The following is a 23,569-nucleotide window of genomic DNA, read 5'->3' as shown; positions in this document are numbered from 1 at the left end:
ATGACCATGATCGCCTCCAATACCGACCAAAGAACCGGCCTCGGCAAACGTCAGATCCTGTTGCCGCTGCTTTTCGGCATCGCATTTCTGATCGGCTGGGAGGCGCTCTATCAAAGCGGCACCGTGTCGAAACTTATCCTTGCCGGTCCCAGCGCCGTGATCGTCGCCGCCATTCAGAACTGGCGCGAAATGGTGGTGAATGCGGGTGTGACCATGGTCGAGGCGCTGGCAGGCTTTGCCTTGGGCAATCTCGCGGGGCTTTTGGTGGCGCTGGCGTTCGTGCGCTGGCAACCGTTCAAACGCGCGGTGTTTCCGCTGGCGATCCTTTGCGAAGCCATTCCCGTTGTCGCCATCCTGCCGGTGCTGATCCTCTGGCTCGGCAATGGCATGGGGCCAAAGATTTTCATCGCGGGATTCCTGAGCTTTTTCCCGATGTTGGTGAATGCCTATCGCGGGCTGATCAACACCGATGCGGATATGATGGAACTGCTGCACAGCTATTCCGCCAGCCCGCGCCAGATCATGTGGACCGTGCGCCTGCCGTCGGCGCTGCCCTTTATGTTCACCGCGATCAAACTGTCGGCTTGTGGTTCCATGGTGGCCGCACTTGTCGCCGAATGGCTCGCCTCCGAGGCCGGTCTCGGGCATCTCATCGTCTATTACGGGCTGGGCTACCGCATCCCCAATGTCTGGGCCGCGGCCATCCTTGCCTGTCTGATCTCACTGGCGTTTTACGCGCTGGCCGCCTTGGCCGAAAAATGGGTTTTGCGTCGCAGGCTTCGCTGATCCTGCCACGCCATCGCAAAAACGGACACCTCCGTGCAAGAGATTGCGCGGGGGCAAAGCCGTCTCAAAGGCCAAAGGCCGTCACGCACAAAAGAGGTCCCCCATGGCCAACAGTTTCGTTCACGTTCACATCATGGCCCTGCGCTATTTCGCCGAAACCGTCCGCGCCGGTTCCATGCGGCAGGCGGCGGATTTCATGTCCACGGCGCCCTCTGCGGTGAACCGGCAGATCCTCAAGCTCGAAGATCAGTTGCAGGTCAAACTCTTCGACCGGGTGGCCGACGGGGTGCGTCTGACGGCAGCGGGAGAGGTGCTTTATGGCTATATCCGCAATCTCGAACGCGATCTGGACCGGGCCATCGACCAGATCGACAATATGCGCGCGCTCCGGCGCGGCCATGTGCGGATCGCCGTCGAGGACGGTATCGCTCGTGATTTTCTCACCGATGAGATCACCGCCTTTGCCGCCAAACACCCGGGCGTGACCTTTTCCGTGGAAATTCAGGGCGCGTCGACCGTGATGGAGCGGGTGGCCCATGGCGAGGCCGAGCTGGGCCTGTCGATGAACCCGCCCTCGCGCACCGATGTGCGCAAGGTGATCTCCATCCCGATCCCTTCAGGGGTTGTGATGCGGCCCGATCACCCGCTGGCAGGTGCGGCGCAACTGACGCTGGGAGAGATCGCCAGCGAACGCATGATCCTCGGGGCCCACGGCTATGGCGGCGGCGAGCATGTGAACCGCGAGATCACCGAAGGCTCCCGCCACCGGCCATTTATCGAGACCAATTCTTCGGACGCCACGCAGGGCTTTGTGCTGGCCGGGCTGGGCCTGACGATCCGCAGCCCGGTGGGCATTCTCGGCCCGCTGCAACGGGGCGAGTTGTGCCTTGTGCCTCTGGTCGGGCGCGGGGCGCCAAACGTCTCTTTGTGCCTTTGGACCCATCCGAACCGCAGCCCCTCGATCGCCAGTTCCGTTCTGACGCAGCAATTGGCACAGTCCCTTGAGCGGTTTTCCGAACGGCTTGCCCCCTGGTGCGTGCCCGTTGCCGATCCGGCAACATGACGCCCGTTATTCGGCGCTGTATCGCGACGCTGACGCTCACTAGCCTGTCCCTGAAAAGCCGCGCCTGAGACGCGGCAGATAAGGAGACGCAATGGTCCAACGCCACACGCACGCCGCGGAGCGCCTGAGCGCGCTGACCGCGCAGGTTCATCGTGAGATGGAGATACTGGAATTCGCCACCAAGCCCTGGGTCATGCCCGTGGAAGAGGACGGCCAGCCGCTTCATAACATCGTCATCATCGGCGCCGGGCAAAGCGGGCTTTCCGCCGGGCTCGAACTCAAACGCCGTGGGGTGCGCGGGGTTGTGATGCTCGACGCCAGCCCGAAAGGCTATGAGGGCGTTTGGGAAACCTATGCCCGCAACCATGAAATCCGCTCTCCGAAAGAGATCACCGGCATGGAGGGCGGCATTCCCTCGCTCACCATCGAAAGCTTTACCATCGCCGCCTACGGGCAGGAGATGTGGGAGGCCAACAAACGTGTGCCGCGCGTGGTCTGGATGGACTATCTGCGCTGGTTCCGCGCCTGTGCCGATCTCGACATTCGCAACGACACCCGTGTGACCGACATCGACTTCGATGCGAGCGGCGTCACGCTGACGCTGGCCGACGGACAGGTGATGCGCGCGCGTCAGGTCGTGTTGGCCACCGGCATGGACGGCGGCGGGCAATGGCAAACGCCGGCCTTCATTCGCGACACCCTGCCGCGCCATGTCTGGAACCATTCGGCGGATATTTTCGACGAAAGCACACTCAACGGCAAACGCGTCGGCATTCTGGGCGCGGGGGCTGCGGCCTTCGACATGGCGGTGACCGCGCTCGATGCGGGGGCCGAAAGTGTCGACATGTTCCTGCGGCGCAGGGAATTGCCGATGCGCGATGTGATCCGCGAGCTGGAAAACGGTGGCTATCTGGTGCATGCCGACCGCATTCCCGATGCCTATAAATGGGAGATCGCCAAATATATGAGCGGTCTGAGCCAGGCCCCGGCGGAGCACCATTTCCACAAGGCCTGCGCCTGTGAGAATTTCAACATCCATCTCGGGTCGCCCTGGGATGAGGTGCGCTGGACCGGCGACGAGATCGCCATTCGCACCCCGCGCGCGGACTGGCGGTTCGATCACGTCTTTGCCGCCACCGGCGTCACCATCGACATGACGAAACGGCCCGAGCTTGCGAAACTGCATGCAAAAGCCGCGCTCTGGGCGGATCGTTTTACCCCGCCCTCGGGCGATGAGAACAGCCCCCGGCTCAACGCGCCCTATCTCGACGGCAAATTCCGGTTCATGGAACGCGTGCCGGGAACCGCGCCCGGGATCGAGCGTGTGTTTGCCTATAATGCGCTGGCGGGCATGAGCATGGGCGGGCTTGCCACGGTCTCCATCGGGGCCTTTCGTTTCGGCACACCGAAACTTGTGGACGCGCTCACCGAACGCTTGTTTGACGAACAGGTGGACCGGATCGTACCTTTCCTCGAAACCTTCGATCAGCCGGGGGTCGATATCCCCGAAAACATGCAGCGCAAACTGGCTCTGGAGGCCGAAGCGCTTGCGGAACTGGAAAGGCGCTCGGCATGACTGCCTCTTTTGTCCTTGATGATGTCTCCCTGCCGGATGGCACTTCAGGCCAGTCTATTCTCATCGAAAATACCGTGATCGCGGCCATCGGCATGGCGTCGGACATGCCCGCCGATGTCCCGCGTCACCACGCGCAAGGCGCGCTTTTGTCGCCCGGATTCACCGACGCGCATATCCATCTCGACAAGGCGATGATCCTCGGCTCCTGCCCGATCTGCGAGGGCACGCTTGCCGAAGCCGTGCGCCTCACCGCCGCCGCCAAACGTGCCTTCACCGAGGACGACGTTTATGCCCGCGGCGCCGCGGTGCTTGAGATGGCGGTGCGCGCCGGCACCCAGAGAATGCGCAGTTTCGTCGAAGTCGACCCCCGCGCGGGTCTGCGCAGTTTCAAGGCGCTGAAGCGGCTGAAAACGGACTGGGCCGACCTGGTCGAGCTGCAACTTTGCGTGTTCATCCAAGAGGGGCTGACGCAGGACATGGACACCCTGCCTCTGGTCGAGGAGGCGCTGGCCTCCGGTGGCGATCTGATCGGCGGCTGTCCCTATACCGATGCCGATCCGGTGGCCCATGTCGGACTGGTTTTCGATCTGGCCGAGACATACGGCGTCGATGTGGATTTTCACGCCGATTTCGATCTCGACCCCGAAGGGTCTATCCTGCCGGAGATCATCGCCCAAACCGTCAAACGCGGCTGGCAGGGGCGTGTCGTCATCGGACATGCCACGAAATTCGCGGGTTTCACGCCGGAGCGTCGCGCCGATCTCGCGCAACAGATGGCCGAGGCCGGGATCGGTCTTGTTGTCCTGCCCGCGACCGACAGTTTTCTCAATGGCGACAAGGGTCATCCGCTGCGCCCGCGCGGCCTTGCCCCCGCTTTGGACATCGCGGGCCACGGGACATCGGTCGCTCTGGCCACCAACAATGTCCAGAACCCGTTCACACCCTTTGGCGACGCGTCCCTGCTGCGCATGGGGAATTATTATGCCAATATCGACCAACTGGCCTCGGACGCCGATATGCAGACCGTATTCGGCATGATCACCGACAGTCCCGCCCGGATGATCCGCCTCGATGCCCCGGCTCCGGCGGTCGGCGCGCCCGCTGATTTCGTGCTGATCGATGCACCCTCTTATGCGGGAGCCATCCGCTCCGCCGCCCGGGTCACGGGCGTGGTGAGGGGCGGAGTTCTGCGATTGTGGGAGCCGCGCGCCCCCCTGATCCGGGGCCAGTAAATGACCCGAACCTGCGCCGTCAGTCCGCATCCTGAGGCCACGGCCCTCGGCAATCGTCTTTTGGAAGAGGGGCGCAGTGCCGCCGAAGCCGCCGTCGCCATGGGCGCTTATCTCTCTGTCGTCATGCCGCATTTCTGCGGGATCGGGGGCGATGCCGTCTGGATGGTCTCGGATGCCTCCGGGCAGGTACGCGCTCTGACAGGGATCGGACAAGCCTTTGATTTCACCTCAGAAGTGAGCGACATATCTCCCCGAGGCCCCTTGTCGATCCTCACGGGCGCCGGGGCCGTCTCCACATGGGCCGAAGCGCTGCGCCTCTTCGATGTGGCCCCCGATCTCGCCGATTTGCTTGGCCCGGCACATCAGGCCGCGCGAGACGGGTTTGTCGTCACAACATCTCAGGAGTTCTGGCGCAACATGCGCGCCGGGGACATGGACAACTGGCCCGGCTTTGGCCCCTATGCCGCTGCGCACGCAGGCGAGATTTTGAAGCAACCGGAACTGGCGGAGACGTTTGCGCTTTTGATCCGGGACGGGTTGGCATCGTTCTACGACGGTCCACTGGCCTCCCGTCTGGCCCAAGATCTGAACGCTCTTGGCACGCCGGTCACCCAAAGCGACCTCTCCCGCACACGGGCGCGGAACGAGGCCCCTTTGCGCCTGCTTTACAAAGGCGCGACGCTTTTTGCCCCCCCACCCCCGACGCAAGGGATCACCACGCTTCAGATCATGGGCATTCTGGCCCGGCTCGACGCGGCAGAGCCACAGGCGACACGCAGCACGGCGCAGGATTATCACCTGATGGTCGAAGCGGTGAAACAGGCGTTTCTCGACCGCAAAGAGCTTGGGGACCGCAAAGATGCAGCGGACTGGGTCACAGGACTATTGTCCTCCGGCCATCTCAATGCCTGCGCGGCACGGGTGAACCCTGAGGCCGCCCTGCCCTGGCCCGAGCCCTATCATCAGGCCGACACCGTCTATTTCGCGGCGCGTGATGCCCAAGGCGGTTGCGTCTCCGCCCTGCAAAGCACCTATTTCGACTGGGGCAGCGGCTGTGTCCTGTCTGACACCGGTGTGATCTGGCACAATCGCGGAGCTGGCTTTTCGCTGGACGATGGCCCGAACCGTCTTGCCCCCGGACAGCGTCCATTTCACACGCTCAACCCGGGCATCGCCACCCGTAATGGCTCTCCCTGGTTGCTGTATGGCACGCAAGGCGCCGATGGCCAGCCACAGACCCTCACGGTCTTGCTGCGCGGCCTGATCGACCGGGATCTGTCCCCGACAGAGGCACTTGCCCAGCCGCGCTTTCTGCTTGGCCGCACGTTTTCCAGCAATCGCGACACTCTGAAAATCGAGCCGATCGGAGCGGAAGAAGAGCTCGCCGACCGTGGTCACACTCTTGAAATCCTGCAAAGTCTAAGCCCTCTGGCCGGTCAGGCAGGATGTCTACGGATCGAGGGGCATGACATTAAAGGCGCGCACGATCCGCGGCGTTGACCTGCATGGCAGCGGCTTCAAGCGCTCTGTCAGCTGTGGCGTCAGACCAATTCCAACTCATCCCAGTTTGGCCAGTCGTACTGTCCGCAGCGGGTCCGGCTTACCAACTGTCTACGGCTCTCAACCGTCTCAGGAAGGCACATCCACGCGCCGGATCAGTTTACCTGTCGTGAAGCGTCTCAAGGCCTAGGCGGAGAGCTAGGATGGTGACTCTGTCTTTCCTGCTTTAGAGGATCACAGCCCGTTCGACAACTCTGCCCGATCGTGGATTCGGCGAAAGCAACCTCAGCAAACGTTCTGCTCACCGTCATGCCGCAACTCCTCGCGAACCCGCATAGATGGGAGCAATCTGGATGCCGGAAGAGACGGTCGAAGACGTTTCACAATTTGCAGCACAATTTTGTGCACACAAATCGCTCAAGTCATTGATTTTTATTACGTTGTAAAATGTGAAATGGCGCACCCAAGAGGATTCGAACCTCTGGCCTCTGCCTTCGGAGGGCAGCGCTCTATCCAGCTGAGCTATGGGTGCGCGGGCTGACCGCGTCAGTGCGCCTGTCTATAGGCGATGCGTGCCGGGCGTGCAATCGGTTTTCACGCCCGGCAAAACGCTTTAGCCGAAGAATTCCCGGCAAAGCTCAAGCGCGTCGACCAGACGGTCGATCTCCTCCGTCGTGTTGTACATCGCAAGGGAGGCGCGGCAGGTGGCGGTGACACCCATGTGCTGCATCAATGGCATGGCGCAATGGCTTCCGGCCCGAACCGCGACGCCCTTTTTGTCCAGGACGGTCGAGATGTCATGCGGGTGCGCGCCCTCCATGGTGAAGGAGAAAATCGCCCCCTTGCCCGGCGCCGTGCCCTGCACATTGAGCCAGTTGAGGTTTTGCAGCTTCGCGGTCGCATAAGCGGCCAGTTCGGCCTCATAGGCGGCGATGTTCTCCATGCCGATCTGCATCAGGTAATCGAGCGCCACGCCCATGCCGATGGTCTGAACGATGCCCGGCGTCCCGGCCTCGAATTTCAACGGTGGTTTGGCGTAGCTCACGCTCTCTTTCGTCACCGTGTCGATCATATCGCCGCCGCCGAGGAAGGGGCGCATTTCGGCCTGACGTTCGGCGCGGATGTAGATCGCGCCGGAGCCGGAAGGCCCGTAAAGCTTATGCCCGGTGATCGGATAGAAATCGCAGCCCATGTCCTGCACATCGACCGGGCCATGCACCGCGCCTTGCGAGCCGTCGACCAGCGTCGCCACGCCTTTCTCACGCGCGGCATGGCAGATCGTTTTGACATCGACCCGCGTGCCGGTGACGTTGGACATTTGCGTGATGGCCACGAGTTTCGTCTTCGGCCCGATGGCGTCGATCACCGCCTGCGGATCGAGCGATCCGTCCGCCGCGCAATCGACCCATTTCAGGACAACGCCCTGACGGTCGCGCAGGAAGTGCCATGGCACGATATTGGCGTGGTGTTCGAGCACGGAAAGCACGATCTCATCGCCCGGGCCCAGATGCTCCGCTCCCCAGCCATAGGACACGAGGTTGATCCCCTCGGTCGTCCCCGAGGTGAAGATGATCTCATCCTCATGGCCCGCGTTCAGGAACTTGGCCACCACCTGCCGCACGTTCTCGTACTTGTCCGTCGCCAGATTGGACAGAAAGTGCAAGCCACGGTGAACATTGGCATATTCCGACGTATAGGCTTGGGTGATCGCGTCGATCACAACCTGCGGCTTTTGCGCGGAGGCACCATTGTCGAGATAGGTCAGCGGCTGGCCGTTGACCTCACGCGCGAGGATCGGGAAATCGGCCCGGATTTTTGCGACATCGAACATGTCAGCTCTCTTTCTTCACGACTTCCGCAAGCATCGCGCCCCAGAAGTAAATCAAGGCGGCAAGGGCGAGAACGCCCACGCCATTGGTCGTGGCCCCCGGCCCGACGAACCCCGCCGTCAGCCCCCAAAGGAGCCACAGAGGGGCCGCGCAGAGAAGCCCCCAGAACATCGCCAGACGCACCTCGAACCCCGAGGCCGCGGCCCCCGTGAGACGCAGGGCAAAACCCACGATCCCGGAGAGGACGTAGAACACCAAGGGCATGATGAAGAGCCAGCTCAGGAGCGTCGCGCCCATGAGCATCTGCACCTCTTGGCCGGTCTCGAAGGCCACGCGCGACAGCCGCGGCCATTGCGCCACGAAAATCAGCCCGCAGGCGAGCATCAGGGTCACGAGCGCGCCGCCCTCGGTTTCGCCCGCGAGCCGGTGCCGGAGCACGGCCCGCGGCGCGCGGTAGCTTTTCGCGATGTCGGTGACGACGCCCATGGCTGTCCCTTACTTGCGGCGGCGTTTCAGCCAGCCTTCGAGACGATGCAGGATGTCCTCGGCGATCACCGCATCCTCGATCTCCGCGATGGCTTCGGCCAAAAACGCAAGCGTCAAAAGGTCGGTCGCGTCCGACGCCGGAACCCCGCGCGAGCGCAGGTAGAACAGCGCCTCATCGTCGATCGCACCCACGGTCGAGCCGTGCGAACAGGCGACGTCATCGGCATAGATCTCAAGTTCCGGCTTGGCGAGGAACTGACTGTTGTCGTCCAACAAAAGGCCTTGGGAAATCTGATAGCCGTCGGTCTTCTGCGCCTCGGGTTTCACGAGGATCTTGCCCTGGAACACGGCTTTCGCGCCGTTCCGCAACACTTTCTTGAACACCTGACGGCTTTCGCAGCGCTCGGCGTCATGGGTGATGAACACGGTGTCGTCATGCAGGAAATCGCCATCCCCCATCGCGGCCCCCGCGACATGCGCCACCGAGTCGTCGCCAACGATGTCGATGAACACCTCGTTGCGGGTCAGAACGCCGTTGGCGGTCATGGTGAAGGACTTGAACAAAGCCTCCTGCCCGACGGTCGCAAACACATGGGTTACAGCCCGGCGCTCATGATCGCGGCCTTGGGCGCGAACGTGGTGGAAAGCGGCCTTGTCGGAGACCTCGATCTCCATCACCTTGTTGAACCGCGCCGCCGCCGGACCGTTTTCCAGCACGGTCAGCTCGGCACCCTCATCCACGCGGATCACATGGTGCAGGATGGCGTCGGAACTCTCTTGCTTGTGCAGGTAGACGAGCGACACAGGTTTCGCGACCTTGCCGGTGGCGCGGATGACCATGCCGTCCGTGGCGAAAGCCGTGTTGAGCGTCGCAAACGGGCGCTCGACCGGGTCCTGCGCCTTTTTCTCCTGAACGCCATAAGCGTCCTTCACCCAATGGATGTCCGAGGAAAGCGCATCGGAAAGCCGCATGATCTCAAGGTTCTCGCCCTCAAGCGCGTCAGAGGCCTCGGCATCGAACACGCCATCGACAAAGACGATCTTGATCCGCTCAAGCCCGGAGAACACCGGAGCCTCGCCCGCCACGAACACGGCGGCTTTCGGCGCCTCGACGGCGTTCAGGCTGTCCGGACGGGTCCAGCGCCAATATTCGTCGCGCCCCTGCGGCAGGCCCATGCTGAGCAACCGGTTGAGCGCATCCTGACGCAGGGCCTCGGCCCAGGGCGCGCCTGCGGGAAGGGTCATACCCTCGACCCGCGCCGCCGTCGCGTCCAGTTTCTTCTGTTTCAGTTCCGCACGTGTCATCAGGCCTTCTCCACCTCGGCCAGCAGATCGGCGTAGCCGTTATGCTCCACCTCAAGCGCCAACTCGGGCCCGCCGGTTTTCACGATGCGACCGTCATACATGATGTGCACCACGTCCGGTTTGATGTGATCCAAGAGACGCTGGTAGTGGGTGATCACCACGAAAGACCGCTTGCCGTCGCGCAGCGCGTTGACGCCCTCGGAGACCAGTTTCATCGCATCGACGTCAAGCCCGGAGTCGGTCTCGTCGAGGATGCAGAGTTTGGGCTCCAGCATCGCCATTTGCAGGATCTCGTTGCGTTTCTTTTCGCCGCCGGAGAAGCCCATATTGACCGGGCGTTTCAGCATGTCGGCGTCGATCTGAAGGCTTTTCGCCTTGGCGCGCACGGTTTTGAGGAAGTCGGTCGCCGACAGCTCCTCTTCGCCACGCGCTTTGCGTTGCGCGTTCACTGCGGTGCGCAGGAAGGTCATGTTGGACACGCCGGGGATTTCGACCGGGTATTGGAAAGCAAGGAACAGACCGGCAGCGGCACGCTCTTCGGGTTCCAGCTCAAGGATGTTCTCACCGTCGAGGATCACTTCGCCCTCGGTCACCACATAACCGTCGCGGCCCGACAGAACATAGGAGGTGGTGGATTTGCCGGAGCCGTTCGGCCCCATGATCGCATGCACTTCACCTTCGCCGACGGTGAGGTTCACACCCTTGAGGATTTGCTTATCCTCTTCTTCAAGTTTGACGTGGAGATTTTTGATTTCCAACATTTTATTGTCCTTTCACGGAAGAGAGCCCGCGCGGGGTCGAGACCCCGGCAGGCGCATGTGCGTTTGTTATATTCGATTGGGGCGCCGCTCTCAGGTCGACGCCGGTGAGATCATCGCAGGACGGAGCGCAGCCGCTCAGACCCCCGCGAAATGCAGAAACAGAAGAATGCCGGAGCCCAGTGCCACCAGCTTGAGCATCCCGGATTTCAACCCGAGACTCAAAAGCTCTCTGGCCGTCGGACGTCCCCCGACACGTGGCGCTATATGCTGCACGCCAGAGACCTTTTTGCCCACGGGCGTGTCGACATCCTGCAAACCGGTATAGACCGTCGCAAAGGTGTTCGGCCCCCCGGCCTGAATGCGCCGGATGCGGTCGGCGAATTGCGCCTGTTGTGCTGGCTGCATGCTCTTGCCCCTCTTCCCGTCTCTTGTTCTGGACCTCACCAGATTGATCGGGAAATTGGGAAAGAACGTGGCACGAGACAGAAATTGTTGCGACATTGAGACCTGACGTTGCGTCAGCACCTGCGCGATTCAGAGATGATAGCTGTGGCCGCGGAAGGACAGCGTCCCCGGCTCCGTCGTGTCGGTCACATGAGCGACCCATTGCGGCGAGAACAGGCGCGAAAACACGTCCGGCATCTCGTGCACCACATTGTGCATGGTCACCATGGCCAGCAGGATGCCCGCGACTTGCGCGCCCATGCGTTTCACCGCCGAAAGCGACACCGCCTCGCGCAGGATGAAGGCGATCACGATGGCGAAGAGCACATCGAGCGCCAGATCGAGATCCGCCGAAACTTGCGTCACGCCGTCCGAGAGTTGAAACCGCAGCCAGCGCGCGATCACCGCCGCCAGCCCGCCCATGGCGAAGGCCAAGACATAGGACAGTGCCTGCGTGAACTTCAGACGCGGCTCGATCACGGGCGCACCATGCACGCCCTGCGCCTTGTGCCGCTCCAGCATCTCCTTGAGGTGCTGATTGCGGCCATGGTTGCGCGTCTGGCTCGGCCCCATCATGTGCACCCCATTCTGCGGCGCGCGCGACACGCGTCCGAGACGGCTGTAGAAATCCTCTCGCTGATCCATCTGACCACCCTTTACCACGCTGTCCACCACCCAGTGTAACTTGGGTGTTTACCATGTGAACGTGGCAAAAATCGGGCATATCGTCCGGGTATGTCGGAGCAGGACGCATCATCGTCACGCCTTCCCCTGAAACAGCTTGAGGGTCATGTACAACGCCGCAGACGGCAGGCTCTCGACCGGTTCCAGATCGAATTGCGCCATGCGACCGTGAAACCCGGTCGGCTCTGCGAATTGCGTGATGCCCGCGTATTTGTCCTCGCGCCCGACATAATCGTCGATCAGCACCCGCGTGGGTCGGGTGATCGACACTAGTGTGGCGAGGAAACACCCCGCCCGGAACCGTCCGTCGATCAGCACCAGATCCGGCGCCATAAGGTCCGCGCGTTGCCATACCCCGAAACAATAGTCCGGGTAGCGCGCCCAGCCGTTATTGTTCGTCGGGTAGGACCAGGCCTTGGTCGGGCCGATGTCGGCATGGATGAGATGCAGCTCGGCCTTGGGCGGATGCGCCTCGAAATGCGCCACCATGGCGGCGTGCCAGTCTTTCGAGCCTTCGACGGACCAGATCACCTTGCCGGGTTGCGCCGCCGCATAGGCCGTCGAGCCGCCGGAGCCATATTCGACGATCCGCTCCGCCCGGTCGTATTGCGCACAGACATACGCGCCCACCTCCTCCGGGAAGGTCGGCGCGGGTCCTGCGGGGCCGAACGGGGCGATATGGGCGCTCTGCGGGGTCATGTCAGCCTGAGAAAGTCATCGCTTTGATCAGCGCGGAGATCACCAGCGCCGCCACGGAGGCGAGAAATGCCGTCGCCGCCACGGAATTCATGAACAAGCCCTCGCGTTTGCCGTTCTTCGCCCGGATCAAGAGACCGATAAAGACGCCAAGGAAAACGCCAAGCCCGATGCCGGCAGAATTCGCGAGGAAATAAGGAAAAAGATCGAAACGCATGGCGGTATCCTTACTCCACGGTCACAGCGGTGCCGGAAGCGGACACCATGAGCATCTGGCCGATCACCTCGTAATCGAGATCGACCCCCACAACGGCATTCGCGCCAAGCGCCCGCGCCTTGTCCTCCATCTCGCTCAGAGCGGTTTCCCGGCCCTCGGCGAGTTTCGATTCATAGGCGTTCGAGCGCCCGCCGATGATGTCGGTCACCTGCGCGAAGAGATCGCGCACGATATTCGCGCCCATGATCGCCTCGCCGGTGACGATGCCGCGATAGGCGGTGATCTTTTTCCCCTCGACGGAGGGGGTCGTGGTTACGATCATAGCTTGCCCTCTTGCAAAATATCGCCGCCGATCAGACCCTTGCCGGCGAGAGTTCCACCGTTGAGATAGACGTTGTTCTGCACCATCCCGGTCAGGTCCGCCTCGACGCCAGAGGCGAGGATCAGATCGCGATTGATCATGGCGGAGATCACGGCCTTGGTCCCCGGTTTCACCCGGAGCGTGCCGCCGATCATGCCGGAGATTTCCGGCGCGTCGGTTTCATGGTCTGTGTGGATCATCATCTGCGTAACACCCTCCGATGCAGGGCCTCACCGCGGGCGCGGATCGGCGTCCTGCCGCACATCCTTGAGGCGGCTGACAAGGCGCAGCATCAGAAGGCTCCATACCACGAACAGAACGGCACAGAAGATGACCTCCCACGTTTCCGCCCGGTAGGCCGCGAGCCAGCCGTCTTCGACCAGTTCGGCCACGATCTCATCATGCACCATGGTGAGCCCGAAGACGCCCACCATCAGCAGGATCAGCACGGACACTTCCCGCACCTCACCCGCCGCGCGCGCGCCATGCCCCGGATAAATCCGACGCGCCTTGGCCACGCTTTTGGAAACGGATTCGATCATCAGCTCACTCCCTATCCTTTGGAGAGGCACTCAAGCGTGCCGCCCCCAAAACAAACCCGCCGGTCAGCCCCAAGCTGCCCGCAATAAACACAGCCAGACGCCAGCCGAACGCCACAGATCCCGACATCCAGACCAGTGACACACATGCCAGAAGCACCAGAGCAAGGACAAAGATCGCCACAGCGATCCAGCCCTTTGCACTGGCGGGGACAAAGCCCTGACCTGCGGTCATCGGTGTGAACCACGGGCTGCGCATCAGCCCACAGACCCCTCAAGCGAGATCGCCACCAGTTGCTGCGCTTCCATGGCGAATTCCATCGGCAGCGCTTGCAGCACCTCCTTGGCGAAACCGTTGACGATCAGCGCCACGGCCTCTTCTTCGTCCATGCCGCGCTGGCGGCAGTAGAACATTTGCTCGTCATCCACCTTCGAGGTGGTGGCCTCATGTTCGACCCGCGACGAGTTGTTGCGCACTTCGATGTAAGGCACGGTATGCGCGCCACACTCAGACCCGATCAGCAAGCTGTCGCATTGGGTATAGTTGCGCGAGTTTTTCGCCTTCGGGTGCATCGAGACCTGACCGCGATAGGTGTTCTGCGCCTTGCCCGCCGAGATGCCTTTGGAGACGATCCGCGAGCGGGTGTTCTTGCCCAGATGCACCATCTTCGTGCCGGTGTCGGCCTGCTGGTAGTTGTTGGTGATGGCGATGGAGTAAAACTCGCCCTGGCTGTCGTCGCCGCGCAGCACGCAGGACGGGTATTTCCACGTCACGGCGGAGCCGGTCTCAACCTGCGTCCACATCACCTTCGCGCGGTCGCCCCGGCAATCGGCGCGTTTGGTCACGAAGTTGTAGATGCCGCCCTTGCCATTCTCGTCGCCAGGGAACCAGTTTTGCACCGTGGAATATTTCACCTCGGCGTCTTCCTCGATGATGATCTCAACGACCGCCGCGTGAAGCTGGGCGGTGTCGCGCTGGGGCGCCGTGCAACCTTCGAGATAGGAGACGTAGGCGCCTTTGTCGGCGATGATCAGCGTGCGCTCGAACTGGCCGGTGTTTTCCGCGTTGATGCGGAAATAGGTCGACAGCTCCATCGGGCAGCGCGTGTTCGGCGGGATGTAGACAAAGGACCCGTCGGAGAACACGGCAGAGTTCAGCGTCGCATAGTAGTTGTCGGAGATCGGCACCACGGAGGCGAGGTATTTCTTCACCAGTTCCGGGTGGTTCTTGATCGCTTCCGAGATGGAGCAAAAGATCACGCCGACTTTTTCAAGCTCGGCCTTAAACGTCGTGCCCACGGAGACGGAATCGAACACCGCATCGACCGCCACCTTGCGCTCGGAATTGTCACCGTCCGCAGCAATCTCTTCGGCGCCTTCGACACCGGCGAGGATCATCTGTTCTTTCAACGGAATGCCGAGTTTCTTGTAGGTTTCCAAAAGCTTGGGATCGACCTCATCGAGGGACTTCGGCTTTTCCGTCATCGATTTCGGGCGCGCGTAATAATACTGCTCCTGAAAGTCGATCTCAGGATAATCGAGCATCGCCCAGTCCGGCTCTTCCAGAGTGATCCAGCGGCGATAGGCCTCGAGACGCCATTCGGTCATCCATTCCGGCTCTTCGTTCTTGGCCGAAATCAGGCGCACGATGTCTTCGGTCAGCCCTTTGGGGGCATATTCCATCTCGATATCGGTGTCCCAACCGTATTTGTATTTCCCGGCGAGGGATTTCACGGCCGCAACCGTTTCCTCCTCGACACCTTCCTTGACCTGAATGTCATCCATCATCGGATCACTCCTTCATGTGCGTCTTCTGTCGGCCTTATGGCCGTTTTTTGTTTCATGCGGCGCGTGTGCGCCAACGTCCAAAGGCGGAAAGCCATGCCGTGGCGAACCGCTCCAATTCTTCTTTTGTGACCTCCGGCCCGATGGACACCCGAAGCGCGCAGGCCGCGTCTTCGTCGCTGTATCCCATCGCGGTCAGCACCTTGGAGGCGCGCACCTTGCCCGAGGAACAGGCCGAGCCCGCCGAAACCGCGAACCCCGCCAGATCCATCTGCATCACCTGCGTCTCGCCCTTCCAGCCGGGCGTGATCAGGCTCATCGTGTTGGGCAGGCGCGTCTCGCCCTTGCCCACAAAGATGGGGTCTTGCACCCCGTTCGCCAACAGCGCCTCGAGATGATCGCGCTTTTCCGCAACCTCCTCCCAAACGCCATCGGCCAGTTGTTTGGCCGCACGCTCGGCGGCCGCGCCAAAGCCCGCAATGCCGATCAGGTTTTCGGTGCCGCTTCTGCGCCCCATCTCCTGACCGCCCCCCTTGATGGTCGCCTCGACATCGAGGCCCTGTTTCAGGACCAAAGCGCCGATGCCCTTCGGCCCGCCAAGTTTGTGCGCCGAAAGCAGCGCCATATCGCAGCCCATCCAGTTGAAGGCCAGCGGAATCTTCCCGAACCCCTGCGTCGCATCGCAGACCGCAAGGCCCTCTGGCAGGGTCTGAACGATCCCGGTCTCGGAATTGGCAATCTGCACCGCGCTCTGCGCCGGGTCCGAAACGCTCACATGCCCCGCGCGATCCACCGCAAGATCGGCCGCGCACCACGAAGACACCGCCTCATGCTCCACCGCCGCGCAATGCATACCCTTGCCGGACAACGCCAAAGCCGCCGCTTCCGTCGCGCCCGAGGTAAAGACGATATCCGCCCCCTGCGCTCCGAAGGCCTCGGCCACCTGCGCGCGGGCGCGTTCCATGAGGCCTTTTGCCGCGCGCCCCTCGCCATGCACAGACGACGGGTTGCCGACCAGATCCATGGCCGCAATCATCGCCTCCCGCGCCGCCTCGCAAAGCGGCGCGGTCGCGTTCCAGTCGAGATATGTACGAGTCCTGATCACAGCGCGTCTTTCTGGCTCAAATACTCAAAAACCGTCAGTGCTCATCGACCACGGAGAAGATCGTCGGCACCGCCGGGCACGGGCGCAGCTCGTTGCGGACCACATCCGACAGGCGGGTCTGATGCAGGAAGACATAGACATGCGCCGACAGCCCTTCCCAGAGCCGGTTGGTCATCGACTGCGCGCGCGAGCCGGACACCCCGCCCGAGGCCCCCGCGCCGGTGTGCATCGCCGACACGGTTTCGTCCACCGCGCCCAGAATGTCCGACACACGGATTTCGGACGCCGGTTTCGCCAGTTTATAGCCGCCCCCCGGGCCGCGCACCGAGGTCACAAGATCGGCGCGGCGCAGTTTCACGAAGAGCTGCTCGAGATAGGGCAAAGAAATGTCCTGACGCTTCGAGATCTCCGCAAGCGACAAAAGCCCGCCCTCCGGCTGCAAGGCCAGATCCGCGAGCGCCACCATGGCATACCGCCCTTTCGTCGACAGCTTCATCGTCTTTTCCCCTTTTCAACACAGTCCAGACCGTCGCAATCGCCCCGGTTTTCACGCTCTGATCGTCCCTCCCCGTGATTCCTTGCCACGAGGCGACGAAAACAGTCGCAAAAACATTGACGTGCCCGCGTGGGGGCCTTACCTCCATACCACCCGCGCGCGCATTGCTTTCGGTCAATTTAGAATGCTTCTAAATAGCCTGAGCAATTTCGTCAACTATAAACCGCGCCGGAGTGACCAGATGCGCAAAGCAGCCCCAAAGGGGCCCGCCCTGCGCCCGACAGACTGCCGCGACAGGCGCCGGGGATCATCGACCCGACAGGCGCCACATGAGGAGACAGGGACAAGATGCCCGAAGTGATTTTTCCCGGCCCCGAGGGCCGGCTCGAAGGCCGCTACCACCCGCAACCGCAAAAAGACGCCCCCATCGCCATCATTCTTCATCCGCACCCGCAATTCGGCGGCACGATGAACAATCGCGTGGTCTACAACCTGCATTACGCTTTCCACAACATGGGCTTCACCGTGCTGCGGTTCAATTTCCGCGGCGTCGGCCGGTCGCAGGGCGAATACGATCAGGGCGTCGGCGAGCTGTCGGATGCGGCCTCCGCGCTCGATTACCTGCAATCGATGAACCCGAATGCGAAACATTGCTGGGTCGCGGGCTTTTCCTTCGGTGCCTGGATCGGCATGCAGCTTCTGATGCGTCGCCCGGAAATCACCGGATTCGTCTCCGTCGCGCCGCCCGCCAATATGTACGATTTTTCGTTCCTCGCCCCCTGCCCCTCTTCGGGCCTGATCATCAACGGCACCGCCGACCGCGTCGCGCCGCCGAAAGACACGCATTCGCTGGTGAACAAGCTTCACGAGCAAAAGGGCATCACCATCACGCACACGGAAATCGAGGGTGCCGGGCATTTCTTCGAAGACCCGCATATGGAAGAAATGATCGGCAATGTGGACCAATATGTCCGCCGTCGCCTGACCGAGACCACGCGGTAATCGACCATGGGGATCATGGAGGAACTCGCCGACGCTTTGGCGAAAGACACGATCGATGCGCTCGATCTGATTCAGGATGACCAGCTCATCCAGGATGTCTCCCGCGTCATCGGCGCCTCCTCGATCACCACGCAGGAGGCCTTCATGACCGCCGCCCGTGTGCGCCTTGCCGAAAAGCGCGCACGGGATTACCTGCAAAAACGCATTGCCGAGGCCAAGGCTGGCCTCGCAGCCTCCGCCCCCCCTCCGGGCGCAGAGGACGATATAGAATACTAGGAAAACCATGCCCAAAGACAGCGCCTCCCCCCGCCTCGACGCCCAATACGCCTTTCTCATGGAGGCCGACCGGCTCAAGACGGTGGAGCGCGCCAACCAGCTGATGGATCGTTCGCGCTTCGAGAACTCCGCCGAACACAGCTGGCACGCCTGTCTCCTCGCCTTTTTGATGGCCCCCATGGCCGGTCCCGGCGTCGATCTCGACCGGGCGATCGAGATGCTCATCCTGCACGATATTGTCGAGGTAGACGCGGGCGATCACCCGATCCATATCCTCTACGACACCGACCAGATCGTGGCACAGGAAAAGGCCGCCGCGGATCGCATCTATGGCCTGTTGCCCGAGGATCTCGCCACGCGGTATCGCGCCACATGGGAAGAGTTCGAGGCGATGGAAACCCCGACCGCGCGCTTTGCCAAGGCGGTCGATTATCTCGCCCCTGCGCTGCAAAGCATCGGTGCGCCGGAACAGCTTGAGGAAGAGCGCGACATCGTTGGCGGCAACCTGCGGCGTGGCCGGGCGGTCAAGGCGAAAGACATCCTGCCGGAGTTGTTCGAGTTCACCCGCGCGGCGTTTGAGGGCGAGGCCACCGATCCGGTGCTCGCCCAACGCTTCGCCTTCTGGTGCGAGGCGGACCGGCTCAAATCCGTCTACCGTGCTACGCCGATTGCCGATGGCTCGCGCAAGGAGAACACCGGCGAGCATAGCTGGCACATCATGCTCTACGCCCTGACGCTCGCGGATCACGCACAGGACAAGGTGGACATCGCGCTGGCGCTCAAGATGCTCCTGCTGCACGACATTGTCGAAGTGGACGCTGGCGATACACCGATCCACGGCGCAGTCACACCCGAAGCTCTGAAAGCACAGGAAGACGCCGAACAGCGCGCCGCCGACCGGTTGTTCGGCCTTTTGCCCGAGGATCAGGGCCCCATGTTCCGCGCCATCTGGGAAGAGTTCGAAGCCGCCGAGACACCCACCGCGATCTATGCGAAATCCATCGACCGCACCCAGCCGGTGCTGCACAATCTCTCCGACGATGGCGGCTCCTGGCGCACCTATGACGTCAAGCTGCATCAGCTCGACAGCCGCGTCGGCGTCAAGATCGCGCGTGGCTGCCCAAAGCTCTGGCCCTATATCCGCAGCCAGTGCGAACCGTGGTTTGTCGCACGGAACGCGCTCTGACAAGAGCGCTGCGGAACACGCTGCAAGGGCTCACGCAGTTTCCAGTCGCGCCTTCACCAGATCGAGGATGACCATATGGAAATCCTCGATAAAAAAGTGATGCCAGAACCGCGCATAGGCACCCATCCCGGAACTGTCCCGCGTGCGTGTCGTCAGAACGAGACGCGTCCGTCCCTCCCCCAAGGGCTCCAACAGATAACCGCCGCTCAGCACATCGACATATTTTCCGCCAATTTTCACATGCGGGTCCTCGATCCCCTCGGCGGCCCAGCCCTCCGGGAATTCAAAGCGCCATTCGATCCGTCGATCCTGCTCGATGCGCGTGATCCGCTCCAGGAAATGTACCTTCGGCCCCCAGTACGAATGCCGCGTCACCCCGTCTTCTTCGACCAGCCAAAGCGCCTCCGTCGGCTTCGGCACGCCCAAAAGATGCGAGGCGCGCGTGTCGATCTCCTCGGGGCGGATGTCTCGGATCTCCTTGATAAAATCGAACACGTCTCCCACCGGTGCCGCGATCTCGATCGTGTTCGAAATCGTGTAGAACTGCGGCTCGGTCGGGATCTGATCTAACCCCCAAACCGCAAGAAGCGGCAGGAGATAGACACCTGTGGTGGTCTTGCGATCGGCCTTGACCCGCTGAATGGTCACCGCGATCACGCCTCCCAAAAGACCTGCGCCCAGAATCGGCACACAGGCCATGGCGATGCAAATGAACCCTTCCAGACCGGAAATCCGCGAGAGGGCCAGGCTCGCAATCATCACGATCACGACCCATGCCATCGCCCCTATGAAGCTTTTGAACGCGCCTTTCGGGCGAAAGGCGACCATCACCCCACCGGCCACGAAGGGAAAGCCCAGAAGAAAGCTCAGGCTGACCAGCTCCTTGTCGGTGGAGAGGGTCACAAGATAGACCGCCATCATCCCGGCAACGAGGACGATCAGCGGCAGGACACTTTTTACAAACCGCACAATCCGTTTCCTCTCAGGCGTTCAAGACACTTCTGCAAAGCTCACATTGCGTGCGCTTTGGGCGGCATGGCAAAGGTCATCTGCGCCTGCGCCAGAACCCGGTCCGAGCCGGGATTGCGGATCGTGACGCTGCCCGTGGACAGGGTGCGCCCGAGCTTGAGCACCCGCGCCTCGCCCAGAAGCGGCTGATCGGCGGCGGGTTTGCGCAGGAAGTCGATATGGGCATTGGTCGTCGCCGCCATGGCCACATCGCCCGCTTGCGAGAGGATCGCGAAGAAAAACGCCACATCCGCCAGAAGGAACATAGTCGGCCCGGACACCGTGCCGCCGGAGCGGATATGCCCGGCCTCGGGCGTCAGGCGCAGGGTGAGCGCCTCCTCACTCACGGCATCGAACGCGAAAAGCCGCGCCAGATCGCCGAAATCCCGCGCCAGAACCGTTTCCAGCGCGGTTTTGTCCATCGCAAGCGCCATCAGAAGCCGTAAATCCCGGCGAATTTCTCTTCGAGATAGTCCAAAAGCGGCACTTCCGAGGGTTCGAACCCACAGGCATGGACAATGGTGTCACGCGGCTCGCGCAGACCGCCGAACTGTTGCAGGTTCTCTTTCAGCCAACCCGTCGCGCCGGAGGTGTCCCCCTTCACAAGCTGTGCATCGAGATCGGGCAGATCTGCCCGCAGCGCCTTGTGCAGGCAACCGGCATAGACATTGCCCAAGGAGTAGGTCGGGAAATAGCCGAACAACCCCGTGGGCCAGTGGACATCCTGCAAACAGCCGTTGGAGATTTTATCCACCTTGACGCCGAAATCGGCCTCGAAGCGCGTATCCCAAGCCTCCGGAAGATCCTCGATGTCGAGCGATCCGTTGATGATCTCGCGCTCCAGATCGAAGCGCAGGAGGACGTGGAGGTTATATTGCACCTCGTCGGCCTCGGTGCGGATATAGCCGGGTGTCACGCGGTTGATCGCGGCGTAGAAGCCTTCCGCCGAGTCGATGCCGATCTCGCCGAACATGTCGCGCATCTGGCCGAAGAGATATTCGGTGAAGGCGCGCGAGCGGCCCAGTTGGTTTTCGTAAATCCGCGACTGGCTTTCATGCACGCCCATGGAGACACCCGCCCCCAGCGGGGTCAAAAGATAGTCGCGGGAAATATTCTGTTCGTAGCACGCATGCCCGGTCTCGTGGATCGTCGAATAGATCGAATTGAGCGGATCTTCCGGGTTGGTGCGCGTGGTGATGCGGGTGTCAAGCCCCGAGCCGGAGGAGAACGGATGCACCGCCTTGTCGATCCGGCCATGGTCGAAATCGTAACCGAAGGCCCCGGCGAGAATGCCGGTCAGCGCCATCTGCTTGTCTTCGTCATAGGTGCCGGTCAGCCCCTTGGGCTGATCCGCCCCCATGATCTTGTCACGCAACGCCACAAGGCGCGGACGCAGCGCACCGAACATCGCCTCAAGCTCCGCGCCCGACGAGCCCGGTTCGTAATCCTGATGCAGCGCGTCCCAGAGATCGACGTGATCGGTGCCTTCTTTCAGCGCCGCCGCCTCTTCCCGGCGCAGCTTGACCACCTCTTCGAAGGTTGGCGCGAAATGAGCGAAATCGTCGCGCGCGCGGGCCTCGGCCCAGATGCCTTGCGCCACGGACGTCACGCGGGCCAGTTCGGCGGCGAGATCGGCGGGCACTTTGGTGTTGCGCGCATAGGACCGCCGCGTGTGGCGCATCAGCGCCTGCGCGAACGGATCGAGCGCCGCGTCGTCGATCTCGGAGAGCCAAGCGCCCAGTTGCGGGTCCACCCGACGCGCATGAAGCACGCTCTCGATGGCGGCGAATTCCTCGCCCCGCTGCTCGGCGGCACCGCGCGGCATGACGGTTTCCTGATCCCACGACAGCCGCCCGGCAATCTGGCCCAAGGCTTCGGTGGTGCGCACATAGGCGAGAAGGTCGTCGAAAGCACTCATAGCGGGCCTCACTGATTGGAACGAACGGATTGCGGTTGCGGATATTGCGACAGGAAACGGGCGCGGGAAATCGCCACGAACAGCGCCACCGCGCCGACCTGATGCGCCAGACCAAGCGCCAGCGGCGCGCCATGCACAAGCGTCGTGATGCCGAGGATCACCTGAAGGAACAGCATGGCGGCCATCAGGGTGAAGGCGCTCGCGGTTGCCCGGTTGGCGGATTTGCGGCCCTTGAGCCAGGTCACGATGCCGTAGATAAACAGGAGATAGCCCGCCATCCGGTGCAGGAATTGCACGGTCGCCGGGTTTTCGAAGAAATTGCGCCACAGAGGCTCGAGATAGAACGGATCGGGGGGCAGAACCTGCCCGCCCATCAGCGGCCAGTCGGTATAGCCGCGCCCTGCATCAATGCCCGCGACCAGCGCGCCCAAAAGGATTTGCAGAAAGGCGAAATGCAACATGCCGGTGGACATGCCGAACAGCTTGGCATCCTTCGCGCGCCGCGCCTGCATCAGTTCCGGCTCCGTGCGGCCCAGAAGGAACACGTACCAGGCGATGAAACCGAGAATAATGAAGGCCAGCCCCAGATGGGTCGCCAGCCGGTAGGACGCCACATCGAGCCGGTCGCCGGTCAGCCCGGAGGACACCATCCACCAGCCGATCGCCCCCTGAAGCCCGCCCAAAGCGCCGATGAAAATCAGGCGTTTGTGCCAGCCGGTCGGGACCTTTTTCGCAACCGCAAAACGCACATAGCCCAGGAACCAGACAAGCCCGATCACCCGGCCAAGGTTGCAATGGCCCCATTCCCACAAGAAGAGCGGTTTGAATTCCGAAAGGGTCATACCTTCGTTTTGCAGCCTATATTCAGGAGTTTGTTGATATTTCTCAAAAGCCACCTGCCAGTCAGCCGCAGTCATTGGCGGCAAAGCCCCCATCACCGGTTTCCATTCGGTGATCGACAATCCGCTGTCGGTCAGACGGGTCAGCCCGCCCACCGCGATCATCATCATCACCAGCGCGAAAATCACCATCAGCCAAAGCCGGATGCCCCGGCGCGCGCCACCGCCGCGCTTTTCGATCAGCCCGCCTTTTGGCGTCTCCTTCGGCTTCTCATTCGTGCCGACGTCCTCGAAAATGCTGCGTTTTGTGGCCATATTGCGCCTCTTGTCGTTGCCTGCGCCGACCCTAGGCAGAGCGAGGCCGGAGGGCAAGCGCGATAGCGCCGATTGGCGGGCGAAACCCCGCCGTCTCACGCAAATGCGAGAGCCGCGAAGGGAACCTCTCCCCACACTCGCCGCGTTATCCATGTGATCT

The 23,569-nt window shown here is 62.1% G+C and carries 27 protein-coding genes and 1 tRNA gene; 8 read left to right on the top strand and 20 right to left on the bottom strand.

Features of this window, described 5'->3' with window-relative positions; all coding sequences use genetic code 11:
• From V1471_RS04255 to V1471_RS04235, 5 genes are all read left to right on the top strand, one after another.
• The gene (locus V1471_RS04255; RefSeq protein ID WP_434287071.1) at positions 1-786 is read left to right on the top strand and encodes an ABC transporter permease; all 786 of its coding nucleotides are present in this window, start codon (positions 1-3) and stop codon (positions 784-786) included.
• A gap of 103 nt (positions 787-889) precedes the next feature.
• Positions 890-1,849: a LysR family transcriptional regulator gene (locus V1471_RS04250; protein ID WP_434287069.1), complete on the top strand. Its 960-nt coding sequence runs from the start codon at positions 890-892 to the stop codon at positions 1,847-1,849.
• Between the two features lie 91 nt (positions 1,850-1,940).
• Positions 1,941-3,425, top strand: a complete 1,485-nt coding sequence (locus tag V1471_RS04245; RefSeq protein WP_434287068.1) for an NAD(P)-binding domain-containing protein — start codon at positions 1,941-1,943, stop codon at positions 3,423-3,425.
• Positions 3,422-4,657: an amidohydrolase family protein gene (locus V1471_RS04240; protein ID WP_434287066.1), complete on the top strand. Its 1,236-nt coding sequence runs from the start codon at positions 3,422-3,424 to the stop codon at positions 4,655-4,657. The genes V1471_RS04245 and V1471_RS04240 overlap by 4 nt, the downstream gene beginning before the upstream one ends.
• The gene (locus V1471_RS04235) at positions 4,658-6,157 is read left to right on the top strand and encodes a gamma-glutamyltransferase family protein (protein ID WP_434287065.1); all 1,500 of its coding nucleotides are present in this window, start codon (positions 4,658-4,660) and stop codon (positions 6,155-6,157) included.
• A gap of 455 nt (positions 6,158-6,612) precedes the next feature.
• Here the strand turns inward: V1471_RS04235 and V1471_RS04230 are convergent.
• From V1471_RS04230 to V1471_RS04155, 16 genes are all read right to left on the bottom strand, one after another.
• A tRNA-Arg gene (locus tag V1471_RS04230) sits at positions 6,613-6,689 on the bottom strand.
• 81 nt (positions 6,690-6,770) lie between these two features.
• Complete coding sequence (locus V1471_RS04225) at positions 6,771-7,988, bottom strand: cysteine desulfurase (RefSeq protein ID WP_434287064.1); 1,218 nt, start codon at positions 7,986-7,988, stop codon at positions 6,771-6,773.
• A gap of 1 nt (position 7,989) precedes the next feature.
• Positions 7,990-8,472: a YIP1 family protein gene (locus V1471_RS04220; protein WP_434287063.1), complete on the bottom strand. Its 483-nt coding sequence runs from the start codon at positions 8,470-8,472 to the stop codon at positions 7,990-7,992.
• Between the two features lie 9 nt (positions 8,473-8,481).
• Positions 8,482-9,777 (bottom strand): Fe-S cluster assembly protein SufD, encoded by a 1,296-nt coding sequence (gene sufD, locus V1471_RS04215; RefSeq protein ID WP_434287062.1) that lies wholly within the window; start codon positions 9,775-9,777, stop codon positions 8,482-8,484.
• A complete protein-coding gene (gene sufC, locus V1471_RS04210; protein WP_066701596.1) occupies positions 9,777-10,538 on the bottom strand; it encodes a Fe-S cluster assembly ATPase SufC in 762 nt (253 codons plus the stop codon). The genes sufD and sufC overlap by 1 nt, the downstream gene beginning before the upstream one ends.
• 135 nt (positions 10,539-10,673) lie before the next feature.
• Positions 10,674-10,943, bottom strand: coding sequence for a hypothetical protein (locus V1471_RS04205; RefSeq protein ID WP_434287061.1), 270 nt, complete (start codon positions 10,941-10,943; stop codon positions 10,674-10,676).
• A gap of 129 nt (positions 10,944-11,072) precedes the next feature.
• The gene (locus V1471_RS04200; protein WP_434287060.1) at positions 11,073-11,627 is read right to left on the bottom strand and encodes a hypothetical protein; all 555 of its coding nucleotides are present in this window, start codon (positions 11,625-11,627) and stop codon (positions 11,073-11,075) included.
• Between the two features lie 114 nt (positions 11,628-11,741).
• Positions 11,742-12,365 (bottom strand): hypothetical protein, encoded by a 624-nt coding sequence (locus tag V1471_RS04195; protein WP_434287059.1) that lies wholly within the window; start codon positions 12,363-12,365, stop codon positions 11,742-11,744.
• Position 12,366: 1 nt separating this feature from the next.
• Positions 12,367-12,579, bottom strand: coding sequence for a hypothetical protein (locus V1471_RS04190; RefSeq protein WP_434287058.1), 213 nt, complete (start codon positions 12,577-12,579; stop codon positions 12,367-12,369).
• 10 nt (positions 12,580-12,589) lie between these two features.
• On the bottom strand, positions 12,590-12,901 hold the full coding sequence (locus V1471_RS04185) for a heavy metal-binding domain-containing protein (protein ID WP_066701586.1): 312 nt from the start codon (positions 12,899-12,901) through the stop codon (positions 12,590-12,592).
• Entirely contained in the window at positions 12,898-13,143 is a 246-nt protein-coding gene (locus tag V1471_RS04180; protein WP_434287057.1) for a hypothetical protein, read from the bottom strand. The genes V1471_RS04185 and V1471_RS04180 overlap by 4 nt, the downstream gene beginning before the upstream one ends.
• 27 nt (positions 13,144-13,170) lie before the next feature.
• Positions 13,171-13,482, bottom strand: coding sequence for a hypothetical protein (locus V1471_RS04175; protein WP_434287056.1), 312 nt, complete (start codon positions 13,480-13,482; stop codon positions 13,171-13,173).
• A 4-nt stretch (positions 13,483-13,486) separates the two neighbouring features.
• Complete coding sequence (locus V1471_RS04170) at positions 13,487-13,738, bottom strand: hypothetical protein (protein WP_434287055.1); 252 nt, start codon at positions 13,736-13,738, stop codon at positions 13,487-13,489.
• Positions 13,738-15,267, bottom strand: a complete 1,530-nt coding sequence (sufB, locus tag V1471_RS04165; RefSeq protein WP_434287053.1) for a Fe-S cluster assembly protein SufB — start codon at positions 15,265-15,267, stop codon at positions 13,738-13,740. Before sufB ends, V1471_RS04170 begins: the two co-directional genes overlap by 1 nt.
• A gap of 52 nt (positions 15,268-15,319) precedes the next feature.
• Positions 15,320-16,366, bottom strand: coding sequence for a cysteine desulfurase family protein (locus V1471_RS04160; RefSeq protein ID WP_434290858.1), 1,047 nt, complete (start codon positions 16,364-16,366; stop codon positions 15,320-15,322).
• A 37-nt stretch (positions 16,367-16,403) separates the two neighbouring features.
• The gene (locus V1471_RS04155) at positions 16,404-16,865 is read right to left on the bottom strand and encodes an Rrf2 family transcriptional regulator (RefSeq protein ID WP_434287052.1); all 462 of its coding nucleotides are present in this window, start codon (positions 16,863-16,865) and stop codon (positions 16,404-16,406) included.
• A 348-nt stretch (positions 16,866-17,213) separates the two neighbouring features.
• Here V1471_RS04155 and V1471_RS04150 point away from each other — a divergent pair, with 348 nt between their 5' ends.
• The 3 genes from V1471_RS04150 to V1471_RS04140 are packed head-to-tail and all read left to right on the top strand — an operon-like array spanning position 17,214 to position 19,329.
• On the top strand, positions 17,214-17,867 hold the full coding sequence (locus tag V1471_RS04150; RefSeq protein ID WP_066701575.1) for an alpha/beta hydrolase: 654 nt from the start codon (positions 17,214-17,216) through the stop codon (positions 17,865-17,867).
• 15 nt (positions 17,868-17,882) lie between these two features.
• Positions 17,883-18,143, top strand: coding sequence for a hypothetical protein (locus V1471_RS04145; protein WP_434287051.1), 261 nt, complete (start codon positions 17,883-17,885; stop codon positions 18,141-18,143).
• Positions 18,144-18,150: 7 nt separating this feature from the next.
• Positions 18,151-19,329, top strand: a complete 1,179-nt coding sequence (locus tag V1471_RS04140; protein WP_434287050.1) for an HD domain-containing protein — start codon at positions 18,151-18,153, stop codon at positions 19,327-19,329.
• 30 nt (positions 19,330-19,359) lie between these two features.
• Here V1471_RS04140 and V1471_RS04135 read toward each other — a convergent pair whose 3' ends face one another.
• The 4 genes from V1471_RS04135 to ctaA are packed head-to-tail and all read right to left on the bottom strand — an operon-like array spanning position 19,360 to position 23,409.
• Positions 19,360-20,298 carry a polyketide cyclase/dehydrase gene (locus tag V1471_RS04135; RefSeq protein ID WP_434287049.1) on the bottom strand — a complete coding sequence of 313 codons (939 nt, stop codon included), beginning with the start codon at positions 20,296-20,298 and terminating at the stop codon, positions 19,360-19,362.
• 41 nt (positions 20,299-20,339) lie between these two features.
• Positions 20,340-20,771 carry a PaaI family thioesterase gene (locus V1471_RS04130; RefSeq protein WP_434287048.1) on the bottom strand — a complete coding sequence of 144 codons (432 nt, stop codon included), beginning with the start codon at positions 20,769-20,771 and terminating at the stop codon, positions 20,340-20,342.
• A complete protein-coding gene (locus tag V1471_RS04125) occupies positions 20,771-22,255 on the bottom strand; it encodes a carboxypeptidase M32 (protein WP_434287047.1) in 1,485 nt (494 codons plus the stop codon). The genes V1471_RS04130 and V1471_RS04125 overlap by 1 nt, the downstream gene beginning before the upstream one ends.
• 8 nt (positions 22,256-22,263) lie before the next feature.
• Entirely contained in the window at positions 22,264-23,409 is a 1,146-nt protein-coding gene (gene ctaA, locus V1471_RS04120) for a heme A synthase (protein ID WP_434287046.1), read from the bottom strand.
• Positions 23,410-23,569: the final 160 nt, after the last annotated feature.

Origin of the sequence: Celeribacter sp. SCSIO 80788 (assembly GCF_051054295.1) — a bacterium.
GTDB lineage: Bacteria > Pseudomonadota > Alphaproteobacteria > Rhodobacterales > Rhodobacteraceae > Celeribacter.
Note: the sequence above shows the minus strand (reverse complement) of the source record. Positions and strands in the feature narration are given on the sequence as shown.

Coding starts and splice junctions, on each gene's coding strand:
- V1471_RS04255 (WP_434287071.1), top strand. CDS start 1: ATGACCATGATCGCCTCCAATACCGACCAAAGAACCGGCCTCGGCAAA.
- V1471_RS04250 (WP_434287069.1), top strand. CDS start 890: ATGGCCAACAGTTTCGTTCACGTTCACATCATGGCCCTGCGCTATTTC.
- V1471_RS04245 (WP_434287068.1), top strand. CDS start 1,941: ATGGTCCAACGCCACACGCACGCCGCGGAGCGCCTGAGCGCGCTGACC.
- V1471_RS04240 (WP_434287066.1), top strand. CDS start 3,422: ATGACTGCCTCTTTTGTCCTTGATGATGTCTCCCTGCCGGATGGCACT.
- V1471_RS04235 (WP_434287065.1), top strand. CDS start 4,658: ATGACCCGAACCTGCGCCGTCAGTCCGCATCCTGAGGCCACGGCCCTC.
- V1471_RS04225 (WP_434287064.1), bottom strand. CDS start 7,988: ATGTTCGATGTCGCAAAAATCCGGGCCGATTTCCCGATCCTCGCGCGT.
- V1471_RS04220 (WP_434287063.1), bottom strand. CDS start 8,472: ATGGGCGTCGTCACCGACATCGCGAAAAGCTACCGCGCGCCGCGGGCC.
- sufD (WP_434287062.1), bottom strand. CDS start 9,777: ATGACACGTGCGGAACTGAAACAGAAGAAACTGGACGCGACGGCGGCG.
- sufC (WP_066701596.1), bottom strand. CDS start 10,538: ATGTTGGAAATCAAAAATCTCCACGTCAAACTTGAAGAAGAGGATAAG.
- V1471_RS04205 (WP_434287061.1), bottom strand. CDS start 10,943: ATGCAGCCAGCACAACAGGCGCAATTCGCCGACCGCATCCGGCGCATT.
- V1471_RS04200 (WP_434287060.1), bottom strand. CDS start 11,627: ATGGATCAGCGAGAGGATTTCTACAGCCGTCTCGGACGCGTGTCGCGC.
- V1471_RS04195 (WP_434287059.1), bottom strand. CDS start 12,365: ATGACCCCGCAGAGCGCCCATATCGCCCCGTTCGGCCCCGCAGGACCC.
- V1471_RS04190 (WP_434287058.1), bottom strand. CDS start 12,579: ATGCGTTTCGATCTTTTTCCTTATTTCCTCGCGAATTCTGCCGGCATC.
- V1471_RS04185 (WP_066701586.1), bottom strand. CDS start 12,901: ATGATCGTAACCACGACCCCCTCCGTCGAGGGGAAAAAGATCACCGCC.
- V1471_RS04180 (WP_434287057.1), bottom strand. CDS start 13,143: ATGATGATCCACACAGACCATGAAACCGACGCGCCGGAAATCTCCGGC.
- V1471_RS04175 (WP_434287056.1), bottom strand. CDS start 13,482: ATGATCGAATCCGTTTCCAAAAGCGTGGCCAAGGCGCGTCGGATTTAT.
- V1471_RS04170 (WP_434287055.1), bottom strand. CDS start 13,738: ATGCGCAGCCCGTGGTTCACACCGATGACCGCAGGTCAGGGCTTTGTC.
- sufB (WP_434287053.1), bottom strand. CDS start 15,267: ATGATGGATGACATTCAGGTCAAGGAAGGTGTCGAGGAGGAAACGGTT.
- V1471_RS04155 (WP_434287052.1), bottom strand. CDS start 16,865: ATGAAGCTGTCGACGAAAGGGCGGTATGCCATGGTGGCGCTCGCGGAT.
- V1471_RS04150 (WP_066701575.1), top strand. CDS start 17,214: ATGCCCGAAGTGATTTTTCCCGGCCCCGAGGGCCGGCTCGAAGGCCGC.
- V1471_RS04145 (WP_434287051.1), top strand. CDS start 17,883: ATGGAGGAACTCGCCGACGCTTTGGCGAAAGACACGATCGATGCGCTC.
- V1471_RS04140 (WP_434287050.1), top strand. CDS start 18,151: ATGCCCAAAGACAGCGCCTCCCCCCGCCTCGACGCCCAATACGCCTTT.
- V1471_RS04130 (WP_434287048.1), bottom strand. CDS start 20,771: ATGGCGCTTGCGATGGACAAAACCGCGCTGGAAACGGTTCTGGCGCGG.
- V1471_RS04125 (WP_434287047.1), bottom strand. CDS start 22,255: ATGAGTGCTTTCGACGACCTTCTCGCCTATGTGCGCACCACCGAAGCC.
- ctaA (WP_434287046.1), bottom strand. CDS start 23,409: ATGGCCACAAAACGCAGCATTTTCGAGGACGTCGGCACGAATGAGAAG.